The sequence below is a fragment of the Butyrivibrio sp. AC2005 genome (genome assembly GCF_000424145.1).
Classification (GTDB): domain Bacteria; phylum Bacillota; class Clostridia; order Lachnospirales; family Lachnospiraceae; genus Butyrivibrio.
Map to the genome: position 1 here is coordinate 300,508 of NZ_AUJI01000009.1, position 24,336 is coordinate 324,843.

The 24,336-nt window shown below is 40.1% G+C and carries 29 protein-coding genes and 1 pseudogene; 28 read left to right on the top strand and 2 right to left on the bottom strand.

The features are described from left to right. The first annotated feature begins 106 nt into the window (after positions 1–106). The 4 genes from G602_RS0101305 to G602_RS28455 all read left to right on the top strand — a co-directional run bounded on the left by G602_RS0101305 (position 107) and on the right by G602_RS28455 (position 4,141). A complete protein-coding gene (locus G602_RS0101305) occupies positions 107–667 on the top strand; it encodes a helix-turn-helix domain-containing protein (RefSeq protein ID WP_026657270.1) in 561 nt (186 codons plus the stop codon). Beyond that, a complete protein-coding gene (locus G602_RS0101310) occupies positions 660–1,364 on the top strand; it encodes a DUF6036 family nucleotidyltransferase (protein WP_026657271.1) in 705 nt (234 codons plus the stop codon). The genes G602_RS0101305 and G602_RS0101310 overlap by 8 nt, the downstream gene beginning before the upstream one ends. A gap of 321 nt (positions 1,365–1,685) precedes the next feature. Then, complete coding sequence (locus G602_RS0101315; RefSeq protein WP_155829653.1) at positions 1,686–2,600, top strand: hypothetical protein; 915 nt, start codon at positions 1,686–1,688, stop codon at positions 2,598–2,600. Positions 2,601–2,626: 26 nt separating this feature from the next. Next, complete coding sequence (locus G602_RS28455; RefSeq protein WP_026657274.1) at positions 2,627–4,141, top strand: hypothetical protein; 1,515 nt, start codon at positions 2,627–2,629, stop codon at positions 4,139–4,141. A 649-nt stretch (positions 4,142–4,790) separates the two neighbouring features. On the opposite strand, the gene G602_RS0101330 is transcribed toward G602_RS28455, so the two are convergent. Beyond that, entirely contained in the window at positions 4,791–5,672 is an 882-nt protein-coding gene (locus tag G602_RS0101330; protein WP_026657276.1) for a LysR family transcriptional regulator, read from the bottom strand. A 104-nt stretch (positions 5,673–5,776) separates the two neighbouring features. Here G602_RS0101330 and G602_RS0101335 point away from each other — a divergent pair, with 104 nt between their 5' ends. The 19 genes and pseudogenes from G602_RS0101335 to G602_RS29635 all read left to right on the top strand — a co-directional run bounded on the left by G602_RS0101335 (position 5,777) and on the right by G602_RS29635 (position 18,523). Next, positions 5,777–6,001, top strand: coding sequence for a hypothetical protein (locus tag G602_RS0101335; protein WP_022779700.1), 225 nt, complete (start codon positions 5,777–5,779; stop codon positions 5,999–6,001). Positions 6,002–6,023: 22 nt separating this feature from the next. Beyond that, positions 6,024–7,025, top strand: coding sequence for an alpha/beta hydrolase (locus G602_RS0101340; RefSeq protein WP_026657277.1), 1,002 nt, complete (start codon positions 6,024–6,026; stop codon positions 7,023–7,025). A 2-nt stretch (positions 7,026–7,027) separates the two neighbouring features. After that, positions 7,028–7,615, top strand: a complete 588-nt coding sequence (locus tag G602_RS31970) for a DapH/DapD/GlmU-related protein (protein WP_026657278.1) — start codon at positions 7,028–7,030, stop codon at positions 7,613–7,615. A gap of 13 nt (positions 7,616–7,628) precedes the next feature. Next, entirely contained in the window at positions 7,629–8,171 is a 543-nt protein-coding gene (locus G602_RS0101350; RefSeq protein ID WP_026657280.1) for a flavodoxin family protein, read from the top strand. Positions 8,172–8,183: 12 nt separating this feature from the next. Continuing rightward, positions 8,184–8,789, top strand: a complete 606-nt coding sequence (locus tag G602_RS31275; RefSeq protein ID WP_026657281.1) for a cyclophilin-like fold protein — start codon at positions 8,184–8,186, stop codon at positions 8,787–8,789. A gap of 161 nt (positions 8,790–8,950) precedes the next feature. Further along, complete coding sequence (locus tag G602_RS30090) at positions 8,951–9,103, top strand: hypothetical protein (protein WP_155829654.1); 153 nt, start codon at positions 8,951–8,953, stop codon at positions 9,101–9,103. A 26-nt stretch (positions 9,104–9,129) separates the two neighbouring features. After that, positions 9,130–9,570 (top strand): Rrf2 family transcriptional regulator, encoded by a 441-nt coding sequence (locus tag G602_RS0101365; protein WP_026657282.1) that lies wholly within the window; start codon positions 9,130–9,132, stop codon positions 9,568–9,570. 50 nt (positions 9,571–9,620) lie between these two features. Further along, a complete protein-coding gene (locus G602_RS0101370) occupies positions 9,621–10,241 on the top strand; it encodes a 4Fe-4S binding protein (RefSeq protein WP_026657283.1) in 621 nt (206 codons plus the stop codon). Between the two features lie 5 nt (positions 10,242–10,246). Further along, complete coding sequence (locus G602_RS0101375; protein ID WP_026657285.1) at positions 10,247–11,050, top strand: protein-ADP-ribose hydrolase; 804 nt, start codon at positions 10,247–10,249, stop codon at positions 11,048–11,050. After that, the gene (locus tag G602_RS0101380; RefSeq protein WP_026657286.1) at positions 11,034–12,026 is read left to right on the top strand and encodes an SIR2 family NAD-dependent protein deacylase; all 993 of its coding nucleotides are present in this window, start codon (positions 11,034–11,036) and stop codon (positions 12,024–12,026) included. Before G602_RS0101375 ends, G602_RS0101380 begins: the two co-directional genes overlap by 17 nt. Before the next feature lie 302 nt (positions 12,027–12,328). Next, positions 12,329–12,607 (top strand): type II toxin-antitoxin system RelE/ParE family toxin, encoded by a 279-nt coding sequence (locus tag G602_RS0101385; protein ID WP_026657287.1) that lies wholly within the window; start codon positions 12,329–12,331, stop codon positions 12,605–12,607. 17 nt (positions 12,608–12,624) lie between these two features. Next, entirely contained in the window at positions 12,625–12,921 is a 297-nt protein-coding gene (locus tag G602_RS0101390) for a HigA family addiction module antitoxin (RefSeq protein ID WP_026499360.1), read from the top strand. Positions 12,922–13,024: 103 nt separating this feature from the next. Then, a pseudogene (locus G602_RS29630) lies at positions 13,025–13,252 on the top strand (GNAT family N-acetyltransferase); the annotation flags it as partial. A gap of 253 nt (positions 13,253–13,505) precedes the next feature. After that, positions 13,506–14,771: an alpha/beta hydrolase-fold protein gene (locus G602_RS28465; RefSeq protein ID WP_049944994.1), complete on the top strand. Its 1,266-nt coding sequence runs from the start codon at positions 13,506–13,508 to the stop codon at positions 14,769–14,771. A 126-nt stretch (positions 14,772–14,897) separates the two neighbouring features. Beyond that, positions 14,898–15,476, top strand: coding sequence for a TetR/AcrR family transcriptional regulator (locus G602_RS0101400; protein ID WP_026657288.1), 579 nt, complete (start codon positions 14,898–14,900; stop codon positions 15,474–15,476). A gap of 189 nt (positions 15,477–15,665) precedes the next feature. After that, on the top strand, positions 15,666–16,685 hold the full coding sequence (locus G602_RS0101405; RefSeq protein WP_026525878.1) for an NAD-dependent epimerase/dehydratase family protein: 1,020 nt from the start codon (positions 15,666–15,668) through the stop codon (positions 16,683–16,685). Between the two features lie 36 nt (positions 16,686–16,721). After that, complete coding sequence (locus tag G602_RS0101410) at positions 16,722–17,081, top strand: AtpZ/AtpI family protein (protein WP_026657289.1); 360 nt, start codon at positions 16,722–16,724, stop codon at positions 17,079–17,081. Next, on the top strand, positions 17,078–18,169 hold the full coding sequence (locus G602_RS28470) for a hypothetical protein (protein WP_049944995.1): 1,092 nt from the start codon (positions 17,078–17,080) through the stop codon (positions 18,167–18,169). The genes G602_RS0101410 and G602_RS28470 overlap by 4 nt, the downstream gene beginning before the upstream one ends. Positions 18,170–18,322: 153 nt before the next feature. Beyond that, the gene (locus tag G602_RS29635; protein ID WP_242835470.1) at positions 18,323–18,523 is read left to right on the top strand and encodes a hypothetical protein; all 201 of its coding nucleotides are present in this window, start codon (positions 18,323–18,325) and stop codon (positions 18,521–18,523) included. Here the strand turns inward: G602_RS29635 and G602_RS0101420 are convergent. Further along, complete coding sequence (locus G602_RS0101420) at positions 18,477–19,379, bottom strand: AraC family transcriptional regulator (RefSeq protein WP_026504513.1); 903 nt, start codon at positions 19,377–19,379, stop codon at positions 18,477–18,479. The two genes, G602_RS29635 and G602_RS0101420, sit on opposite strands and share 47 nt — an antisense overlap. 133 nt (positions 19,380–19,512) lie before the next feature. Between G602_RS0101420 and G602_RS31690 the strand changes: the two genes are divergently transcribed. The 5 genes from G602_RS31690 (at position 19,513) to G602_RS0101440 (ending at position 24,303) form a co-directional block, all read left to right on the top strand. Beyond that, complete coding sequence (locus tag G602_RS31690; protein WP_256374952.1) at positions 19,513–19,836, top strand: DUF1349 domain-containing protein; 324 nt, start codon at positions 19,513–19,515, stop codon at positions 19,834–19,836. A gap of 38 nt (positions 19,837–19,874) precedes the next feature. Continuing rightward, a complete protein-coding gene (locus G602_RS31695; RefSeq protein WP_256374953.1) occupies positions 19,875–20,111 on the top strand; it encodes a DUF1349 domain-containing protein in 237 nt (78 codons plus the stop codon). 2 nt (positions 20,112–20,113) lie between these two features. Continuing rightward, positions 20,114–21,295 (top strand): MFS transporter, encoded by a 1,182-nt coding sequence (locus tag G602_RS0101430; protein WP_026504514.1) that lies wholly within the window; start codon positions 20,114–20,116, stop codon positions 21,293–21,295. Between the two features lie 381 nt (positions 21,296–21,676). Further along, positions 21,677–22,333 (top strand): hypothetical protein, encoded by a 657-nt coding sequence (locus G602_RS0101435; RefSeq protein ID WP_026657291.1) that lies wholly within the window; start codon positions 21,677–21,679, stop codon positions 22,331–22,333. Positions 22,334–22,752: 419 nt separating this feature from the next. Further along, positions 22,753–24,303, top strand: coding sequence for a flagellin N-terminal helical domain-containing protein (locus G602_RS0101440; protein ID WP_026657292.1), 1,551 nt, complete (start codon positions 22,753–22,755; stop codon positions 24,301–24,303). Positions 24,304–24,336 lie beyond the last annotated feature (33 nt).

Consider the following 24,336-nt stretch of genomic DNA (forward strand, 5'->3'; position numbering starts at 1 on the left):
AATAATTCATCCGGGCGCATTGCCTGGATATTTTTTTTGATAGCATATATACGCTTGCGTATATATAATTCTAAGTATATAATAGAGGTGGAAGGAGGATGCGACTATGTACATTAAGCAATATCTTGAAGACAACAGTATATCTATATATAAAGTGGCGAATAGCGCTTTGGTTGCTTATCCTACGGTTTTTAACATTGTTAATGGGAAGGTGGATATCCTTAACTGTGCTCTTGGCGTTGTGAAAAAGATAGCTGATGCTCTTAACCTCACAATAGATGAGCTTCTTACGCTGTGCGATAAGAATCATTCCTTCAACCTTTTCAGAAGTGAGCAGTGTCATCTAGTAAATCGTATTGGTGAGATAGATTACGTTATCGACCTTTTGGAAAAGAAAAAGATAGATTATTACTGGAAATTGGATATGAAAGCAGAAGCTTTTTATCTTCTTGCAATGCTTGATTATCTGAGCAAGCGGAACGACCTTCCAAAGTGTACTGAGTACGATGAAATCAGGAGGTATAAGTTGGAAAAGCCGGTTTTTCCCGCTGATACAGAGTTATCAGAAATGCTTTTGGGAAAAGATGCGCAACAAGAAGCTTTGAATCACGCAATTCCCGAGTTCCTTAATTTTAATATAGTAGAATGCGAGATTATAAATGGATAAGGTTTTATTTACGAAAGATAATATAGACAATCTGCTGTTCCAACTTGCAAAAGAGTATAAGAAGATCAATAGAAAAAATACACCGGCAGAGATTGTTATCATAGGTGGAGCAGCAATAGTGTCCAAATATGGCTTCAGGGCTTCTACAACGGATATTGATAGTTTGATTTTTGCCTCTTCTTCAATGAAGGATGCAATAAATACCGTAGGCGACAAAAATGGACTGCCAACAGGTTGGATCAATGAGGAATTCAGAAAAACAAGTTCATACACTGAGAAAATCAGGCAGTATTCCAAGCATTATAAGCTGTTTGCAAATATTCTGGAAGCGAGGATGCTTCCTTCCGAGTACGATGTAGCAATGAAACTTGCGTCATTGAGACCGTACAAGTATGATATGTCAGATGCTGTCGGTATCATAAAGTCAGAGAATATCACAAGAGAGCAGATAGAGAAAGCGGTCGTGGATTTTTATGGAGGATTTGAAAATCTGTCCCATCCTGATGAAGCAAAGAAACTACTTGAGAGTATCTTTGCTGCTCATAACCTAGATGAGCTATATGACAGTACCAGAACATCAGAATCGGATAACCGGGTAATTCTCAAGGATATCGATGATAATTATCCGAAACTTCTTAATGAAGGTAATCTGGCAAGCGTGCTAGAGGCTGCAAAAAGGAAGAAAGACAGTAAATAGTAATAGTCTCATGAAATTTTGAGACTATCATGAGACTGAGTTTTCTTAGGAGCTTCACTATGGGGCTCCTTTTCTTTTTGGATTCATTATAATGACCTCAGAAGGAGGTACATTACCTATGATGAATCAGGAAACTATTAACTTTATCTTGCAGAGAATGGTAGTAGTCTGATTCTTCATTCTGAAGAAGATGATGAATGGGGAAGCACAGATTATTTTGGTACAGAAGGGCAGACATTTACTATTGAGAAGGACTCATCAGGGGAGATAAAGATTGATTGGACAAGTAAATTGGGAATGCTTGTGCCGGGTGATTATGTTTTGTCTTTTCAAATCCGGGACATCAAAAACGTTGGTGGAGACTGGGATTCTTTTGATTATAGGGTTTGGGTTTCTGTTCCCGAAAATGATGGCGATAGCCTTATAGAAAAAGCTGTTGCAGAAGCTGGTGCTGATATTAGTGATACCAGATACTCAGTTGTCTATGACTTTGACAATGATAATGTCATGGAGGCTTTTGTATACATTGGAAATGCTCCGGATGAATTTGCAACATGCGCTGGAAAAGTCTGGTATGTTGACGGCGATAGATGTGCGATGATAAAAGAGTGTGATAATTTCTTTGTGCATGGGGATAAAGTAATAGACATGTATCCTACCGGGGATTCAGTGGTGGTTGAGCTTGAAGAAGCGTACACAACTAGCACGGTTTCGTATCTTTTCATGCTAGAGAACGGCGAGTGGAAAGAATCGGCCATCTCAGGCATGGGTTATTTCTTTAAACCTGATTATGTCAGTGATTATTGCGTATCAGTGAGTGCATACGATTACTGTGTGGATTATGAAGAAGGAAAGGAAGATGAAGCTTTATATACAGGACACACATGGAAAAACTACTATTTCTTCTATGACGAAAAATCAGGTGATTTCAAAGAATATGTCGGAAAAGAGATATCTGAAGATGAGCTTAAGGCAGCTTGTGGCTTTGATCTTGCAGCCGAGATTAGAGAAGCGGGATATCAGGTAGATGTTGTTTTTAAAAGAGAAAATGGCATAATTAACGTCAATTATTCAAAAACAGAAAGAGGCGACGTCGGCTCTGTTTATAAGGAATACCATAACGTGACATATAATGAACTGAATCAGCGATATGCCGATGCTTGGGGGACGAATGGCAATTCCTGGCAGGACTCTGATTTTGGAGGGACATACTTAAAAGCTATTACAGAAAAATAATCAAAAATGTTAGCTGGAGTGAAAAAGTGAAGAAAAAGGCAGTAATCATATTATCAGTTTTTGTGGCAATCTTAGGTGTTTTAACTATAGCTTATGTTGTACTCAAACATAATGAGACGCCAAATCGTGTTCTCTATAATGTATATTCTGACATAGCCATTTGGGGCGTTGTTATTTGGCAGATTGTTGTTATTGTTTTTGGCATTCTGCTGTGGATAAAGGTATTTAAAGACGTGCCAAGGCCTGCTTTATACATTGGAAGAGGAATGACCTTGATCATATGTCTGTGCGCACTTATATTTCTTGCGGATAAGTGGCTGAACTTATACCTTGATGATGGTGATTATGTAGTTATGGAAAAAGATGATTACATTCTTATAAAGCACATTGGCTATAACGATGAAGGAAGTTATTCTATCTGGTCTAAGGATGGCGTTTTTTACAGAAAGTATGGGATAAATATCGGTTATTATGAAGATTCAGTTGTAGAAGGCATTTTCTATGCTTATGTTAACGGCTTTGAAGATAATTCAGGTATTGACCTGGAAACCCTTGATAATACTGGTGTAGATATATCAGAGGAACAGAAAAAAGAATATGAGCTTCTCAATAAGTTTATAGAGATAACAGAGGATACGTATCCTGAGAAATTTCAACGTGGGCTTTATTGGCAGGAAAAAGACTGTGCAGACAACAGTATTGGTACCACGCAGGTTCCGATAATTGATGAAAATGGCACCCAGGATATGTCATGGTTCTGCGAAAATATCTGCGACTGGCTGAAAGAATGCCTTGAAGAAGTTCCGTACGAGGATGCACCATGGCTATATAAAGAGATATCCATTGCAATGCCATCTGTATCAGGATCATTTGATCCATCCCCTTATATAAGTGGAAAATATGACAGAGATGCTCTTTATGAAGCACTTTACGATTTTGTCGATGGTAAACTGACTTCTGCTGATTATCCTGTAAAAAATCAGAGCTATGGTATGCTGGAATTTGTAGATAATGGGGGAGATGAGTACCTGCAGAGTATAGAACCTGACTGTACATATACAACCAAGGATGGAATTATCTATGGAATGCTCCCTGTAGACAGAGCTGCTGGAAGTAACTATTACTGCCTGGTAGCTTATAAGAAAGCCGGCGACAAACCATCAGAAATAAACGAGAATCCTTTCAATGGAATGGGTGGAGAGGCAAAATGGATTGAGTTTATCAATGATACCAATCTTGGCTTTGCTTGCCTTACATACAGTGGTGGAGACGAGGGTATGCTATTTAGGACTGAAGATGGAGGTAAGTCTTTTGTCCAGGTTAATTATCCCTCTGCAAAAGTAAAGCTGTCTGATGGAACAATCTACAATCCATTTGTAATCCCGGAAAAGGTCTGGGTAGAGGATGGCAATCTATATCTGCTTGCAAGTCAGAGCCCATGGTCAGGGGACTATTACAACGAAGAACTGGATAAACACCCATCAGGATTATATGTTTCACACGATGACGGTATGAGTTTTGAATATGTTGGGGAACAGTAAAAAGAAATAGTTGATTTCGTTGTTTTGCGAACCAATTAGCTCGAACTTGCATAAATTGCTAAGGCACCGATTCATTGAGGGGAGTAGGCTGATTTTGATAGTAGAAATAATTTTCTCAGATTTCTATAGAACAATTTTGTTATGTATATTATCTGTTTGTATTGCATTTATGGCGCGGAATGCTACTAAAAGAAAAAGAGTATTAGCGTTTTTGGGGTACGAGGCAGTTATGCTGATGCCGTTCATTTGGATATTAGTATTAAGCATAGTTTTTACATACTATGGTGATGGCTCATGGATGTCTCTGGTTCCATGGGAATTAAAATGGATTATATATTTTACAGTTATTACGGTATTACAGTTTCTTTCATATCAATTATTGTGGAAAAAAAAGTAAAGCTCTTAAGGCTTTGGCATTGTTGATAAGCATTATTATTGTTGTGGCTCCATTGTATATACTTGATTTTCAAAAGCTAACTGGTATAAGGTGACTCATGAATATTGAAGATAAAGATATGAGTGAAATTATTGATAGCAATTTTGATGAGCCTGACAAGAAGAATTGGCTGGTCTGGGTATTTACCATTCTGTGCATTGCTATTGGTGCTGCTGTGCTTATTAAGTTCATTTATACGGGAAGAGAATTTTGCTACGGTTTGTGGAACGATGTTTTGATCTGTGTAAGGAATTTTTCAGCTATGGGAGTAAAAGAAGGATATTTATTCCATATCAGATACAACTCGGATGTCTGTTTAGGTGAAAGGGGACGAAAAACAAGCCCGCTCTCTTTGGAGCAGTCGATCAGATGCTCAAAGGTTAGCAGGATCCCAAGCCCTTCCTTTGCAAACATGGAACCGTTATAGGACAGACGGAAAGAGCCCTCAAGATGAAGCTTGTCAAAACTATCCTTTGCCCATTGAGGAATTTCGTTGTTCCAGCTTTGTTCAGAGCAGAATAATGGCCTACCGATAAGATCCTTTACTCTAACGGACTTCTTCTTGGCGAGAGGGTGATCAGCAGGCATGACAGCTCCCCAGACATCGGCTTCCGGAAATTTCAAGTAATCGTATTTTGCAGAGTTTGGCTTTTCACATAATACCGCAAAATCAAGCAGGCCTTTATCAAGTTTTTCCGTCACCTGCTCGGTATCTCCACTGGTGATATGGTAGGTAAAACCGGGATATCGGTTCTTTAACTTGTGGATTTCTTTTGCAAGATGCCGTATCTGAAAGCTTTCTGCCAATCCAAAATAGATATCCCCGCCGGTGATATCGTCAAGGGTGATGAATTCCTGTTCTATACGGTCGGCCATGGCGATGAGATCTTCCGCACGGTCGCGAAGAAGCATCCCCTCATCAGTCAGGGATATGCTAAAGCTGTGGCGTGTGAACAACTTCTTTCCCAGTTCATCTTCGAGTGATTTTAATGTTTTTGAAAGCGTAGGTTGTGTGACATGAAGCATGTCCGCAGCCTTTGTCATATTCTCTTCCCTTGCGACGGCAAGGAAGTATCGCAGGCTTTTGATCTCCATAAGCACCTCCTTGTGATATTCCATTTTGGAATATCACGGTATTCATTTTATTCATTAGCGAAGAATTCGTCAAGTAAATATAATGAGGATACGAGGTAGGACAGATGGAAGTAAAAGCCCTGATAGAAAATCTTACAGACAGTGGATGCTCTGCGGAAGGAACAAGAAGAGCAAAAGCACTTTACGAAGCAGGAGATATGGATGGGCTCGTAAAGTATCTTCGAAAATGTCGATGTGATCTGGTGGAGGAAATGCACGACAGTCAGAGGAAGGTTGATCGGATGGACTATCTGATCAGACAGACACAAAAAGAAGCGGATAAACAGTGATAAGAGAACGGAGGATGCAATCATGATCAAAAAGGAAGAACTGAAACTGGTAACTGAATGGGACAAAACATTCCCTATGAGCGATAAGGTAGACCACAGCAAGGTGACCTTTGTGAACCGATATGGGATAACACTTGCGGCAGATCTGTATGTACCCAAAGATAAAGAGGGCAGACTTCCCGCAATCGCAGTATGCGGTCCCTTTGGTGCAGTTAAGGAGCAGTGCAGTGGATTGTATGCGCAGACCATGGCAGAGAGAGGCTTTCTGACAATAGCGTTTGATCCTTCTTTTACCGGAGAAAGTGGCGGGAATGTAAGATATATGGCTTCCCCGGATATCAATACTGAGGATTTCATGGCGGCGGTTGACTTTCTTTCCCTGAATGACAGAGTTGATCCTGACAGGATAGGGATCATAGGTATCTGCGGCTGGGGCGGAATGGCGATCAATACGGCGGCACTTGATACGAGAATAAAGGCAACCGTGGCATCCACCATGTATGATATGACCAGGGTGAACGCAAAAGGTTACTTTGACAGTGAGGACAGTGAAGAGGCACGTTATGAGAAGAAGAAAGCTATGTGTGATCAGAGGTTGGAGGATTTAAAATCGGGTGATTATAAGCTTGGCGGTGGAGTTGTCGATCCGTTGCCTTCGGATGCACCTTTCTTTGTTAAGGATTACCATAGCTATTACAAGACCGATCGTGGATATCATGCAAGAAGTCTTAACTCTAATGGTGGTTGGAATGTGACCGGATGTGAGTCTTTCATAAACCAGCCCATCCTGAAATATTCAAACGAGATCAGAAGTGCCGTATTACTTGTTCATGGAGAAAAGGCGCACTCATGTTATTTCTCAAAGGATGCTTATGCAGATATGATTAAAGACAGCAAGTATGCTGATAATAAAGAACTTATGATAATCCCTGATGCGGTGCATACAGATCTATATGATGGCGGAGATAAGGATTATATTCCTTTTAACAAGTTGGAGAGCTTCTTTAAGGAGAATCTGAAGTAATGATAACGGTTGAAGAAATACTGGAATATCTTAATTCGAACAGAATAGAGGATATGACAGAGGAAGTGCATGAATGTTCCATGAGACAGAGCCAGGCTGCCATAAAGCAGACCATGGAATTAAATACCAAGTACCATACGCCAGAGGAAATCGTCAATATCATGACTGAACTGACAGGTGAGGAAGTGGATGAAAGCTTCAGATTGTTCCCACCTTTTTATACGGATTTTGGAAGAAACATTCACATCGGGAAAAATGTATTCATCAATTCCGGATGTAACTTCCAGGATCAGGGTGGTATCTATATTGGTGATAATACCTTGATAGGTCACAGAGTTGTCCTTGCCACTTTGGATCATGATTTGAATCCTTATGACAGGCACCTTCTGTGTGCACCGATACATATAGGAAAAAGAGTTTGGATTGGAGCAGGAGCGATAATTACAAGAGGTGTGACAATTGGTGATGGAGCTGTAATTGCAGCCGGAGCTGTTGTAACAAAAGACGTTGAGGAAAACACAATTGTAGGAGGTGTTCCTGCAAAATTTATCAAGAAGATAGAGAATGTTGAACCGATAGAAAAGAAATAGAGGATGGGATGATATGAGTAAAGTGTTAGTGATTTCTACAAGTCTTCGTGCAAAGAGTAATTCCGACATACTTACGGAAAAGCTTATAGAGGGAGCAAAAGCTTCAGGTCATGATGTGGAATATATAGGCCTAAAAGGGAAAAATATCGGTTTCTGTATAGGTTGTCTTGCCTGTCAGAATACCCAGCAATGTGTCATTAAGGATGATGCTGCTGAGATTGCAGAAAAAGTAAAGAATGCAGATACCCTTGTATTTGCAACTCCAATTTATTACTACGAGATGAGCGGTCAGATGAAGACTCTTTTGGACAGACTCAATCCACTGTATCCTTCAGACTATAAGTTCAGGAATGTATATATGCTCTCTGTTGCGGCTGAGGATGAAGAGTTTGTGCCTAAAAAAGCTGAAAGCGGACTTCAGGGATGGGTTGACTGCTTTGAAAAGGCTCAGTTTTCAGGCTCCTTATTCTGCGGAGGAATAGGTGATATGGGCGAAGCTTCAGGTAAAAAAGAGGAATTAAGTGAAGCCTATGAGTTTGGAAAAACATTAAAATAAAGGAAGTTTGCGATGAAAACGAAATTGATTATGATGACACTCTGTGTGTTCATGATGCTTTGTACCAGCGCATGCTCAGGTGATACTAAGACACCATATGAAAACTATGATTCGAGCGCTGCAATTTCTGAATCAGAAGATATAGAAGCAGAAAGTACAGAGGAAATCGTTTTATCAGAAGACGTAGAAACATATCACACAGAAGAAACTGATAATCAAGCTGTTGAGAGTGACACTTCTTCTGATGATACGGGTATTGGAGAAAAAACTATGATAATGAAAATTGGTGATATTAAAGTAAATGTAGATTGGGAAAATAATCAGGCAGTAGACGCACTGCGAAATATGGCTGAAAAAGGCGATGTCATAATTCAGATGTCAATGTATGGCGGATTTGAGCAGGTGGGATCTATAGGTCAGAGTCTTCCAAGAAATGACAAACAGACGACAGCATCATCAGGGGATATAGTTCTTTACTCAGGGAATCAAATGGTTGTGTTCTATGGGTCTAATAGCTGGTCATACACACGGTTAGGTCACATATCTGATAAGGATGAGGCTGGCATGACTGAGTTGCTTTCAAATGGCGATGTTACAATAACTATTAGCATGGGATAGGGATTATTAAAGTAGAAATATATTGGTACAAAAACGGTGGCTATAAGTCGAAAGATTAATAGTCACTATTTTTTTAAAAAATTATTTTGATGTAACTATTGACATTACATCTTGGGAGTGATATATTCGCACTATAAGATGAAACCACGGCGGTTACATCAATGGACTTTTTAACATTCGAGGATAATTACCTCGCAGGGCAGAGCCCGGAAAGGAAAATAATCATGACAAATAAGGAAAAAGCATTAGCACTCATCGGAACATTCACATCAGGAGACACAGCAAAGGCAAAGGAACTTTTTGGGATAGTATGAAACGGATCGGAAATGGAGACATAATAATGCAGATTTCAAGCAGATTTACAGTGGCATTACATATCTTTGCCTGTGTTGATACATTCAAGGATGAATATAAGGTGACCAGTGACTTTCTGGCATCGAGTATCAATACTAATCCCGTCATAATCAGAAAGATACTCACGCAGCTAAAGAGTGCCGGACTGATCAACGTAGCCCGTGGAACCGGCGGGATCGAACTTACAAGAGATTTATCGGAGATTACCTTCTTTGACGTATACGAAGCGATCGAACCTGTGGAGGACGGTGATCTGTTCCGATTCCATGAAGCACCAAATCCGGAATGCCCGGTTGGTAGGAACATTCATACGCTGCTGGATGATAAGCTTAAGAGCATTCAGGATGCGATGGAGACAGAAATGAAGAAGTACACGCTTATGGACATCCGAACAGGAATGCAGGAACTTCTGGCGAAGGAAGCTTAAGAGATTGGACTCCGGTAAACAGCCGGAGTCCATTTTTAAAGGAGCCTCAAATGGAGACCAAAGACTATCTGAATTATATTGTACATGAAATACACAGGACGATCGTAGCAACGGTTGATGATGAAGGTCTGCCTGTTACGGCGGCAATCGATATGATGGACTGCGATGATGTCAGCCTGTACTTCCTTACCGCAAAAGGAAAGGGGTTTTATGACAGACTGAAAAAAAGAGGATTCCTTGCTTTTACAGCCATGAAGGGCGAAGATACAATGTCAAGCATCGCAGTATCCATCAGAGGCAAGGTTCGTGAACTTGGCTACGACAGGATACCGGAACTGTTTGAGAAGAATCCTTATATGCATCAGATCTATCCGACGGAAGAATCTATGAAGGCACTTACGGTATTTCAGATATTTGAAGGAAACGGTGAGTGGTTTGATCTTTCAAAGAAGCCGATAGAGAGAGCTTCATTTACATTTGGTGGGTCAGAAAAGAAAACAGAAGGATATTATATTACGGACAGTTGTATCGGCTGTGGAAACTGCGTGTCGGTTTGTCCACAGAATTGCATCAGGAAGGACAAAGTTCCATTTCGGATTGAGCTGGATCATTGTCTGCACTGCGGTAATTGTATGAATGCCTGTTCGGTCGGAGCAGTGGTCAGGAGATGAAGGCTATGTCAAAGAATACTACACAGGAAGAACGTCTTGATTATCTTGTAGAAGGATTCAAGGCAGATTCTGATGAATATAAGGAATTACAGACTCCAAATAGTACGGAAGATAAAAGACGAATCTTAAGGTCGCTTATGAACATCCGTATGCCGAAAGAATTGTCCTCTGAAGTAATGAAAGTACAGGATGAATATTTATTAGAAAGAGCAGTCGAAAAGGGGATTGTGAATCTGCCGGACATCCCAGTGATCAGGGATGGTCTATCTATATGGCAGGGGGATATCACAAGACTTTCGGTGGATGCCATAGTAAATGCGGCTAATTCGCAGATGCTGGGCTGTTTTGTTCCGATGCACACCTGTATAGATAACTGCATCCATACTTTTGCAGGAGTGCAATTAAGAGCTGAGTGCTACAGGCAGATGAATGAACTTCGAATCAGATATGGAAGAGACTATGAACAGCCGACCGCCGTTCCAATGCTTACTGAAGCTTATAATCTTCCAGCAAAGAAAGTAATTCATATAGTAGGACCAATTGTTCAGTACAAACTTACTCCTGAATTGGAAAAGGATTTGGAGAATTGCTATAGAAACACTTTGGATATGTGTGCTGAAAATAGCTTGAAGAGCGTTGCTTTTTGCTGTATTTCAACAGGAGTATTTCATTTTCCTAACAAAAAAGCAGCTGAGATTGCCGTTGAGACTGTATCAGAATGGCTCAGTGATAATCCTGGTAAGGTAGAAAGGGTGATATTCAATGTTTTCAAAGATGAAGATAAGGCCATTTATGAAAAACTTATATGATGATATGCCTAATGGTTATCAGGAAACTATAGAGAAAGGAATGAATGCTGTGAGATACTTTACTACAAGCATGTCCTATGGTAAGGGAAGCAAAGAAGAGCAAATAAAAAGGCTTTTGCATGAAATCAAGGAAGCAGACGCAATTGTCATTGGAGCAGGAGCGGGACTATCAACATCTGCTGGCTTAACATATAGTGGCAAGCGCTTTGAAAAATACTTCTATGACTTTGCCAAAAGATTTGGAATAAGAGATATGTATTCAGGTGGTTTCTATCCGTTTCCGAGCGAAGAAATACGCTGGGCCTGGTGGGCGAGACATATTTATTTTAACAGATATATTGATGCTCCAAAGCCAGTGTATAGGGATCTTCTTAAGATGGTTTTCGATAAGGATTATTTTGTTATCACAACAAATGTAGATCACCAGTTTCAAAGAGCAGGTTTTGACAAGAAAAGACTGTTCTATACTCAGGGTGATTATGGTTTGTTTCAGAGCGTGAATCCTGCTATTCAGAAAACCTTTGATAATGAAGAGTGGGTAATGAAAGCTATGGAAGCACAAGGTTTTGTAAGAGATGATCAGGGAGTATTTCAGGTACCGATTGATGGTAAGCTACTGATGGAAATTCCTTCTGAGCTGATTCCAAAGTGTCCTGATGACGGCTCTGATATGACTATGAATTTGAGAGCTGATGATTCTTTTGTCGAAGATGAAGGATGGCATAGGGCATCTGCGGCATATTCTGATTTTATTCGCAGACATGAGAATCTTCACGTTCTTTATCTTGAACTTGGAGTGGGAGCCAACACCCCTGTTATAATAAAGTATCCATTCTGGCAGATGACGCTGGCAAATGAGAAAGCGGTATATGCCTGCTTAAATTATGGTGAATCATTCTGCCCAGAGGAAATTGCAGATAGAAGTATATGCATTGATGGTGATATAGGAGAAGTATTTGAGACGCAGATTTCTTAAATGTCTGCAAAATGTCCGCATAATGTCTGCAAAATGTCGGCTTGATGTCTGTTTTCAAGTAATTTTGGGTGTGTTATATTTACAATGGACAAAGAAATGAGGAAAACAAAAAGCACCTCACCTCCGAGTCCATTTCTTTTGCAAAAGAATATCGGCTGATTTAGCGTCAGCTCATGAGAATTAAAACTCATGGGTCTGGCGCTTTTCTTATGTCAGTAACCAGCCAGCGGATGACGATCCAAGGCTAAGCGCAAACAGAAAGAGAGTTTGACACCTGTAACGTTACAGGTTATAATAATAACATGATAAAATCGTTTGCACATAAAGGTTTAAAAGACTTCTATGAAACTGGTTCAAAGAAGGGAATTCAGCCAGATCATGCACCGAAATTAGCGAGAATGCTTGACCGATTGGATGCCAGCACCAGTGCTCAAGATATGAACTTGCCTGGGTATAGATTACATACACTTAAAGGTGATAAGCAGGATATGTGGTCTGTTACAGTAAATGGTAATTGGAGAATGACTTTTTACTTTGAGGGTCAGGATGCATTTCTTGTAGACTACATGGACTATCACTGAGGAAGGAGGAAAAATACATGACTAGAAGACCGACACATCCAGGAAATGTATTCTTGGAAGATGTAATGAAACCATTGAATCTCACAGTCACCGATGCAGCGAGAATGCTAGGAGTAAGTAGAAAAGCATTGTCAGAGTTTGTTAATGAGAAAGCTTCTCTTAGCCCGGAAATGGCCATAAGGATAAGCAAGGCAACTAATACATCTCCGGAAAGCTGGATGAATATGCAGCAGAAACTGACGCTATGGATAGCACAGCAAAATGAACCATCAAATGTAATACCCTTTCCTCTGGACGCAGTAAAAGAGGGATGATTGTAATAGCTCTGGAATCAAGATTTGATTAGTTGATGTCCGGAGCTATTTTATTTTTGTCTAAAAAAGGTATGATAATCCATAAGTTGTCGGAAAGCGCCGGTGGAATCAGGGGATTACATCTGAAGCATTAAAAGCAGTCATAGATTTCTTTTTTGACAAGGTGGAAGCAAATCGTATTGAATCAAGGCATGATGTTAATAATTCACACTCCGGTATGGTCATGAAAAAATGTGGAATGAAGTACGAAGGGACACTCCGTAGCTCAGATATTAACAACCAGGGACTTAATGATTCCAGTTGGTATGCAATTCTAGGATCAGATAGGTGAGATCCCGGGAATACAATCTATGAAAGAAGACAGCGCAAGAAGCTTGAAGAGAAAATAAGTAACTAATGATTTTAGAATATATTTATTGGTTCTTTAGGTTGGATTAAGTTAACTCGTCTATAATGAGACTGTAAGTTGAGAACAGGGCACGTTTTGATACAGTGAATATGCTTACTGCGAATGGTAGCTCGCAATATAAAATACTCCAAAACTTTTATGATGAACAGGAACAAATATATGGAGGATTTTTATAATGTTCAAGAAATTAGCAACTATTTTGACAACATGTGCGATAACCGTATCTGCAGTAGCTTGTGGAAGCCAGGCTCAGCAGGTAGACAGTATCCAGACCGATTCATCGGAAAGTACTCAGGAAGAAAGTGCTTCTTCTGAAGAGGTAAAAGAAGAAGCTTCAGATTCTGCTGCAGAAACTGAAACAACTACAGATACCGGTTCTGCTGTAGAGCTGGGACTTGTCAGTAACACACTTGCTGAAGATGAAGAGAGTCTAGTGGAAACATATACAGATCTTTTTGATCAGCTCACCTATACTGATGAAGAAACAGGTCTTTCTATTACATATAATCTGTACCTGCCTGAAGGATATGATGTAAATTCAGAATACCCCATGGTTGTGTTCATAGGTGATTCGACAACTGCAGGAACCGATGCTGAGTATTCGCTTACACAGGGGCTTGGCGGCCTTGTATGGGCGACCTCAGAGTGGCAGTCAGTATATCCGACCATAGTAGCTGTACCAACATATCCTGAAACAATTCTTGATGACCATGATGGATATAGTACAACAGAATATGTTGAGCTCACCAAGAGATTTATTGATTACATGTCAGATGAGTACGCAGTAGATACTGATAGAATCTATGGAACAGGTCAGTCCATGGGATGCATGACGACACTCATACTTGCATCGGAATACCCGGATTTATATGCTGCGTGTATGTTTGTTGATGGTCAGTGGGATACGGAACTTCTTTCAAATCTGGAGGGGCAGACCTTCGTTTATTTTGCAGCTGAAGATGATACAAGTGCATGGACCGGAGCGCAGGACCTTATGGCCAGATATGACGCAGATGGCGTCACCTACACATATGCACAATGGGACGGAACATGGTCGGCAGATGAGCTTTCAGCAGCTGCATCAGAATTACTCAGTGGAGAAGCTACAGGAGCATACTTCATATCCTGGAAAACAGGAACAATTGATGCAGGAACAGGCAATTCACCCATGGGCGGTGGAGATGGCAGCTTTGGCGAAAGAGGAAACGGCGGGCAGATGAGTTCTTCTGAAGAAGGAGGCCTTTCAAATCCCGAGGCTGCTACAGACGCTTCTTCAGATGTAAGTGAAGATAAGCCGGCAATGGAAATGACCGGCGAGAGGCCTGAAGGAATGATGGGCGGAAATGGTGGAGGCGCCGGAGGCGGAGCTACATACCATATGGCTTCATTTGATTACGCCTATAACTGTATAGCAGTTATGGAATGGTTGTTCCAGCAGTAAGAGAGCATAATATTTTAATACGGCACATTACAGCAGCTATGGAGAAATCTGTAGCTGCTTTTATTAAGTAAGGTAAATTGTGATATCATTTTAGTATGAGTCTACAGGTGTTAGGAGTGCTTTGCTATGAACAAGAATGAGAGCAAGTATTTTAAGTCAGCGGAAAAAATGCATACAGCGTTACTGACACTTCTTGACAGTAAAGATTTTGAACTTATTTCTGTTAAGGAGATATGTGAAACCGCTGGCGTTAACAGATCCACCTTTTATCTTCACTATGATAATGTAAATGATCTTCTGCATGAAACGGTGGAAGCTGTATATAAAGATTTCTTTGGGCGCTTTGGTGCTGTGGGGCCGGGAGCACTTGATGTTGATGAAAAAAATGAGGATGAGCTATTTCTTGTAACCCCCAAGTATCTGATGCCATATCTGGATTTTGTGGAAGAGAATCGCAAGCTCTTTTACCTGATGTATGAAAAGAATGAGATGATGGGCGCTGAAAAGACCTATGAAACATGGTTTAAAACTATATTTGGCCCCATTCTTACAAGGTTTGGAGTTCCCCAAAAAGAACAGCCACTTATCATGGTCTTTTATCTTAAGGGCATTATCGGAGTTGTCACTGAGTGGGTACGAGGTGGATGCACCGAGTCAAAAGATGAGATCATAAGCGTCATACAGAAGTGTATCATCAAGCCATAACGCAGTAAAAACACTATATCGAATTTACAAATCAACACTTTTTACAAAACGTGTCGGGACCTGTACTCCCGAAATCAACACATTTTGCAAAAAGTGTTGTTCTTTTTTGTGTGCTCATTTTCCTATAATGACTTCAAGCTCAAAGCAAAGAGCAAAAAAACAAATTGAGAACAAGAAAGGAAAAGATAAATGAGCAAAACAAATAAGATGTATCTGGTAACAGGAGCAGCAGGATTTCTTGGAAGCACAGTCTGCAGAAAGCTTGTTGAAAGAAATGAAAAAGTAAGGGCGTTTGTCCTTGAAGGCGACAAGTCAGCAAAATATCTTCCTGAGGAAGTTGAAATAGCATACGGCGATCTTTGTAACAAAGATGACCTGGAAAGATTCTTTGAGACACCTGAAGATACGGAAGTAATTGTGCTTCATATAGCGAGCATCGTAACAGTAAATCCTGATTATAGTCAGAAGGTTATGGATGTAAATGTCGGAGGAACAGAAAACATCATAGAGATGTGCAAAGAGCACAAAGTATCAAAGCTTGTCTATTGCTCATCAACAGGAGCAATACCTGAGGAAGAAAAAGGAACCATAAGAGAGTGCGAAGGATCTATTCCCCTTGATCCTGAGAGAATCAAAGGCTGCTACTCATTGTCAAAGGCTATGGCAACAAACGTGGTGCTCAAAGCTGCAAAGGAAGGCCTTAACGCCTGTGTGGTACACCCGTCAGGAATCCTTGGACCTGAGGATTTTGCAATGGGCGAGACCACCAAGACTTTAGTTGACATCATCAATGGCGAGATGCCTGCAGGAATCGATGGAAGCTTTAATCTGTGTGATGTAAGAGATTTGGCTGACGGACTCATTGGAGCAGCGGATAAGGGAAAAAGCGGAGAGTGCTACATTCTTGGGAATGAGCCTGTCAGCTTTAAGGATTTTACAAAGCTTGTTTCAGAGGAGAGCGGTTGCAAGCAGATGAAGTTCTTTTTACCAATATCAGTAGCAAACCTGATTGCCGGGGTACTTGAGAAAAAGGCTAAGAAGACTGGAGAAAAGCCTCTTATGACAACATTCTCCGTTTACAACCTTGCAAGAAACAACCGATTTGATTCAAGTAAAGCAAGTAAGGATCTGGGTTATACCACAAGGTCATATAGAGAGACCATACGTGACGAGATCAGATGGCTCAAAGAAACAGGAAAGATCGCATAAAAAGGACATTCAAGAGAAAAGAAGGAGAAGAATACGATGAACGATTTAGATAAGGTTTATGCAGAAAGTGTTGCAAAGGATTACATGCCAAAGGAAACAAATAAGGTAAGGCAGCTTAAAAAGCTTGATGAAAGAGCAAAGCTTCCGGCTTTCATTTCGGCAATGACACTGGGGATCATAGGAACTCTGATTTTTGGCACAGGAATGTGCTTTGGGCTGGGCGTCTTTGGAACAGGAGCAGTTTTCATGATCGTCGGAGTACTGCTGGGACTGGCAGGTGCTGCAATCTGCATCACTAACTATCCTTTATACAAGAAGCTTCTGAAAAAGGGCAAGGAAAAATATGCCTTTGAAATTCTGGAACTTGCCAAAGAGATAACAGGAGAAGCACAATGACTGAAAATAAGAATGTAGAAACAATACTTAAGAATGGTGACAAGGCTTTGTCTGGAATGCCTTGTAAAAAGAAGTACGAGCTAAATGGAAAAAGCATGAAGATTGAAGGCCTGTCCGACAAGGGATATAAGCTTCCTGAAACAAAGAATAAAGATGATCATAGGCGTTATGAGATCAGTTTTTCACAGAAGCAGTTTATGGATGCCTGCAAGAGCATCGGCGCATCTCCGATCACATATCTGAGCATACTGATGAGCAGAGGGATAAAAGAGATTTCTTTAGACTGTGATAAGACTATAGTAAGTAATTTCCCTATGGACGCAAGACATATATTAGGTTGTGATGACACCTTCAAAAACTGTGTTAAGAGTATGACTCTGCCTTACGGAAGAGAAGAGGAGAACCTTTCAGACAGTGAAATAGCTGCGAAATATAAAAGGCTTCTCAATGCTCAGAAAGAGCATGATCACTGTGCAAAGGAATTTAATAATATCAATATGCTTCTGAGTGTCATAGGACATTTTCATTCATTTGCAGGAAGACAGAAACTCCTTGGATTCATGGAAAATCTTGCGCTGGACACTTATCTTATAAGTTACATAGGTCAGTTTGATATGCCGGGTGAACTTGTGGATGAGGTACACCTGTATTCAAACTGTTCAAGCGGTCTTGTGCTCAATATGACATGTCAGAGTGGGAAATTTATCATTGATCTGACACAGGATTTTTCGACTGACAAATATGTAAATGCACTTAGGAAGCAGTTTGAAAAGGCAGGAATAGATCTGGTAGTATCTGATGAGATCATATTTGAAACGCCATTTGATGAACTCTCAGAAATCATAACATCACCGGCAGACACTGGGGAACAGGTAAGAGACTGGCTTGATAAGTTTGTTGCTGCTGCAAAGGCCTCATCGCAGGCTGCAAAGGAACGTGCAGAAGCTGCCAGAAATATGAGCCCTCAGATTACTGCGCTATATTATGATGCTGCATCAGGTACAATGAAGAGCTTTGATCCAACTAAGAATACTCAGGAAGAGATGCAGAAACTAGTGGAAAATGCCCCCTCATTATTTATTTCGTAAATATTCAATAAAATAAATTCAGGAGGATATATAAATGAGCGATGTCCTTTTATCTGCGATTTCGGGAACAGGGTGAAATTTGGAAAGGGCGTTTTCATAAATCATTCAGCAATACTGTCTGCATCCGGCGGTATTGAATTCGAAGACGGATCCATGGCGGCCCCCGGGCTTCGGATCGCAACTATTAATCATGATATGAATGAACGTCATGCGATCTATACCTACGGTAAAGTTACCATTAAGAAGAATGCCTGGATCGGGATGAATGTGACCATCTGCCCGGGCGTGACCATCGGTGACCTTGTTCTTAATTATTACGGTATTCACGAGGTGAACAGTGGAACAGTTCCTTAAATGATTTAGAGAAATAACTGTTGTTATCAAATCCACATAACTCATAAATTGTTTGAACTGAGTAAGTGCTGCTTTTAAGCATATATGCCGCATTTTGCAATCTGAAATTCTTAAGATATTTAATTGGTGAAATATTGATAATTGACTTAAAGCACCTAAGAACTTCACTTTTACTAACATTTGCAGCATTAGCCAGGTCATCTAACGTTATATTTTTAGAATAGTTTGAATGGATGTAGTTTAGGATTATCTGTACGCGCTCCTCTAACAGTGGATTTACTGTGTGGGTAAGCATACTTTCTGTTAGATTCATATGATTTAGTACAGCAAAAAAATCAGATAATTCATTTCTGACTGATATCTCGTAATCCTCTGGTTCATGATTTATTATTTCCCATACGGTTTTGATAATATTGTCCAATTTGCTAAAGAATATGGAATCTGACTTCAGTATAAAATCTCTAATACTTGCGCTATGGATGATAGGATGTAAATACTTTTTATAATAAATACTTTCTGTATTGCTGCTTATAACAGAGCTGTCAAATATGACAGATTTAAAAATTGCTGCATTGACGGGGGTATGATTACGCATGGAATGCAAAACATTGGTATTTATGAAAAATAAGTCTCCTTCTGAAAGTATATATTTTCTGTTACCGCATTCTAAAAGAATAACGCCCTTTTCGACATGGCCTATCTCAATTTCAGCGTGCCAGTGCCAGTTGACAAAATCTTCGGTGATATCATCTCTATATATGGCAACTGGAAACTCTACAGTTCCATGGGTTCCAGTTTCATCTATATTGAATGGAGTTGCTTGTTTTGATAATGATATACATGATGAGAGTGCCATAATTATTCCTTTTGGAGATATAGTTATACTATTTGACCATTTTATTCCTTTTATTATATTAACAATACGATATAATTACAATAATTTCTTTCGACTAACAAAAAGCACTAACAAAAAGAGGAGGCTGTAGATTATGTTTGATAATTTTAAATGGATCAATAAAGGTGAGATAAAAATTGAAGAGAATAAGGTTACAATAAAAGCACCGGCTTTGACAGATTTCTTCTGTGGTGGAAGTACAACAAGTGAAGAAGGAATTCTTCCTGAATCACTTTGTAATGCTCCATATTTCTACACAGATGTTAAGGGCGACTTCGTTCTTAATGTAAAGGTATCTCATGATTTTAAGGAAACTTATGATTCTGCATCTGTAATGGTTATGCAGGATATGGACAACTGGGCTAAATGCTGTTTTGAACTTACTGACTTTGGAACACACGCTGCTGTAGTGTTGTAACTAAAGATGGTGAATCCGATGATGCTAATGGATGCGATATTGAAGGACAGAATTTTGCATATCTTAGAGTTTGTCGCGTGGGCAGAGCATTTTCTTTTCATTACTCCCTGGATGGAGTGCATTTCCACATGACAAGATATTTCTTAATGAAAGATGCTGAGTCTGTGAAAGTAGGTTTACTTGCTCAGGCACCTACAGGCCAAGGTGGAGACAGAATATACGAGAATCTTTCTATTGAAAGCAAAACGGTAAAAAATATCAGGGCCGGGGAATAAAAATGGAAGTAGAAAAGAATTATAAAAAAACACAGCTTGCATGCTATCTGGGATTTGTAACACAGGCCATCTGCGCTAATTTTGTACCGCTATTGTTTATAACATTTCATAATACATACAATATATCATTTGGAAAGCTGGCCGCTATTTCAACAGTATTCTTTGTTACACAGCTTGTAGTTGATTTTTTATGTGCAGGTATAGTAGATAAACTGGGTTACAGAGTATGCGTAATAGCTGCAGAGATTACATCAGGATTAGGACTTGCAGGACTTGCTGTATTACCTGACTTATTGTCAGTACCATTTTGGGGAATCCTTGTGTGTGTATTTATATATGCTGTTGGAAGTGGATTGACAGAAGTGCTGGTAAGTCCAATTGTAGAAGCATGTCCATTTGAAAATAAGGATACAATGATGAGTCTTCTCCATTCCTTTTATTGCTGGGGATGGGTTGGAGTTGTCTTGGGCTCCACAGCCTTCTTTACGGTTTTTGGTATAGAAAAATGGAGAATAATGGCACTTATATGGTCGGTCATTCCGCTTTATAACATTTTCAATTTTGCAACCTGTCCAATTGAACCACTGGTAGAAGATGGTAAGAGCATGACAATGCCCCAACTGTTGAAAACAAAAGCATTTTGGATTTTTATTATACTCATGATCTGCGCAGGTTCTTCAGAAATAGCGATGGGACAGTGGGCATCCGCCTATGCTGAATCAGCACTACATGTTTCCAAAACAGTTGGAGATTTGGCTGGACCCTGCGGATTTGCAGTGTGCATGGGAATCAGTAGACTTCTTTATGGAAAGTTCGGTGAAAAAGTTGATCTGACAATTTTCATGATGGCATCCGGAGTAATGTGCCTTATGTGTTATCTGGTTGCCGGACTGGCAAATATACCATGGGTTGGATTGATTGGATGTGCATTATGCGGATTTTCTGTAGGTATAATGTGGCCAGGTTCAATTAGTATATCATCACAGATACTTCCAACTGGAGGTACAGCAATGTTTGCACTTCTAGCGCTCGCAGGAGATTTAGGGGGAGCAATGGGCCCTGCTATTATTGGAAGTATATCTGAAAAAGCGGCTAATAATTTGCAGGCAGGAGTATTGGCAGGGATAGGGTTTCCTATCATTTTAGTAATTTCAGTATTCTATATTCGAAATAAGTATCGATAGATATTCAAATTGGTGGAAGTAATATAGCAGGCAATATCGTCATATTATAAACTTTCGTTGCTAACAGCCTCGCACAGTAGCCCTGAGCTTTCTACCGTACGCAGCAGGTAGGATTATTGAATTGGCAACGTGATAGAAAGCATTCATGGGAGTTTATACTTGATAAGGATGTTGTTCTGGCGGATAAAATTGTCAGATGTCTTTTTTTATTGTTTAAAAACGGATATAGTAGAAGATAAATATCGTTCTATAGAACCTGAAGGGGACGGCTCTTCTTGAAAAGATCCTAGAGGTTGCAGATAAAAGTGGAGCCAGGATGGCGGTGCTTGGGACATAGAGCTACAATTCCAAGGCTATTTCTTTTTACAAGGGAGGTATTATTTGAAAAAAGCAATTCGCAGTATTTTCATTTTTATAACGCTGATTATTGTTGTGCTGGTGGGACTTTTGATAAAGCTACGGATTCAGACAGAAAGAATTCTAACTGAATATTCGTCTATATATAAAGATGATAAATATAGCACTCCGGTATATGTTGATGGAGTAGAGGTAATAATTCAGGATGTTTCCTGTGGTTATGCTTGTATTGAGATGTTTTCTGCATGGAATGAGGGGCATCTGACAGAAGAGGATCTGTACAATGAATATGGCAAGGTCATAACCTCAACAGGAGATAAGTTTTGCGAAGAAATGAACAAGCGCTTTCCGGAGTATACTACGTCCATCCATAAATACATGGCAAATACGGAACTGATAGATGTAGCTTATGAAAACCTGGCAAGAGGAATCCCTGTGCCATTTGAGTGGGCAGCTAAGTATGGTGATGTGTGGACGCTACATTATTCGTTGCTTATAGGAATGGATATTCCAAATAACAAAATTACTGTAGCCAATCCATATGGCTACATTGAGGAGATATCCATTGAGGAGTTTTTAAAGCGAACCAGTTTCGAAGCCTATGAGAATATGCCTTTTTATTTTAAATTGGCATTTGCTGTAGGGATGTTTGAGAAAAATACAATCTTTACTGTTTACTGATTGAACGATAAAATTTCAGAACCGCTTTTAGTTTGTCAGAGTGACTTAGTTCAACAAATAAGGCACATTCACTTCATTAATCGTTCTCAAAGAGATAATCAATCTGCACCGCAGATTTCATAACCCCAGAGTTTATCTGGGGTTCTTTTTTGTCCCGAATTGTTTATAAATAATTTATACTTTTTTTGAAAAATGGGGTTAACATTATGATAGCATGTCCGATATAATGTATGTAAGAACACAAAGCTCGCTTAATTGTGGCACGGAACACAAGGGAGCGTGCTTGTGATATAGTAGGATACCAGGGAGAGAGCAGCCTAGGAACTCCGCTCACCGGATATCCGAATCTATGACACACAATTCAAAATTTTTAACTACGGCAAAAGGATTTGCCGCGTACACAAACAAGGAGGTATATTATGGTAGTACAACACAACGTCACAGCGATGAACGCTAACAGAAATCTTGGAGTAACAACTGGTTCACAGTCAAAGTCAGCCGAGAAACTCTCATCAGGTTATCAGATTAACCGTGCAGCAGATGATGCAGCAGGTCTTTCAATTTCCGAAAAGATGAGAAAGCAGATCAGAGGTCTGGATCGTGCTTCAACTAACGCCGATGATGGTGTAAGTTCCGTACAGACAGCAGAAGGTGCACTCACAGAAGTACACGATATGCTGCAGAGAATGAATGAACTTGCAGTTCAGGCAGCTAACGGAACAAACAGTGCTAATGATCGTACATCAATCCAGAACGAGATTGATCAGCTGACAACCGAGATCGATCGTGTTGCTGAGACAACCAAGTTCAACGAGACATACTTGCTGAAAGGCCAGACAGGTTTCAGACAGAAAGTTATGGCAGCTCATGATGCAGGTCTTGAAGGAACACTTTCTGACAATCTTACTGAAAAAGGCGGAATAGCTGGTGGTGCAGCTACATTTACTGCTGAGGTTAAAACTGATACTGATAAGACTATTGCTGGTAAGACATATCATATTTATGATAAGTCAAAAGATACCATCGACAAGATGCAGGGTGATTTAGATACAGAGTTTAACAAGATTAAGAATACAGATGGAAAACTTAGTGCTAATCTTAGTATTACCATTAATGGAGCTTCCTATCAGGCAGCAGCAGCTTCTCAGGATAAGACACAGACTGTATTCAAACTTGGAGAAGAAGAGTTTACACTTGATCAGATTAAAGCTAAGATCGTTGATGGTGCTAAAGTTGATATTAGTGTAGATGGTAAGGCATCAGCAAATGGTACAAGAACAGCGGTTGACACAAGTCTCGACAAGAATATCTCTGTTGCTACAGCTGTAAACAAGATGGCTGCAGCACTTCTTCAGGCCAACAGAATTGGTGTTGACCAGACTGAATCCGGAGATAATTCCGTACCTCAGAACAAGGTTGAAGTAAGAGCATATAACACAAGTGATAAAGATGGTAAAGGCAAGCAGATAAGTAAGAATGGTGCAGATGGCAAAGATGTAAAAGATGCTTTGGAAGGAACATACACCTTCTCAATCAGCAAAGGTACTGCACAGGTTGCTAAGGATCTTGGTCTCCAGCTCCATGTTGGTGCTGATGCAGACATGACAAACAAGATCACTATCGGTGTAGAAGCTATGACAGCTAAGAACCTCGGCGTTCAGAATCTGAACGTAGTAGATAACACTGGTATGGCAGCTACATACGCAATCGATGCTATCGAGGATGCTATTAAGACAGTATCTTCTCAGAGATCCGCACTCGGTGCTGTTCAGAACCGCTTAGAGCACACAATTAAGAACCTGGATAACGTTGTTGAGAATACCACAGCAGCTGAGTCCCGTATCCGTGATACAGACATGGCTGATGAGATGGTTACATACAGCAAGAATAACATTCTTGCTCAGGCTGGTCAGTCTATGCTTGCACAGGCTAATCAGAGTAACCAGGGCGTTCTTTCACTCCTCGGCTAATCCAGTTAGCGATACTAGAGTACATTACGTACA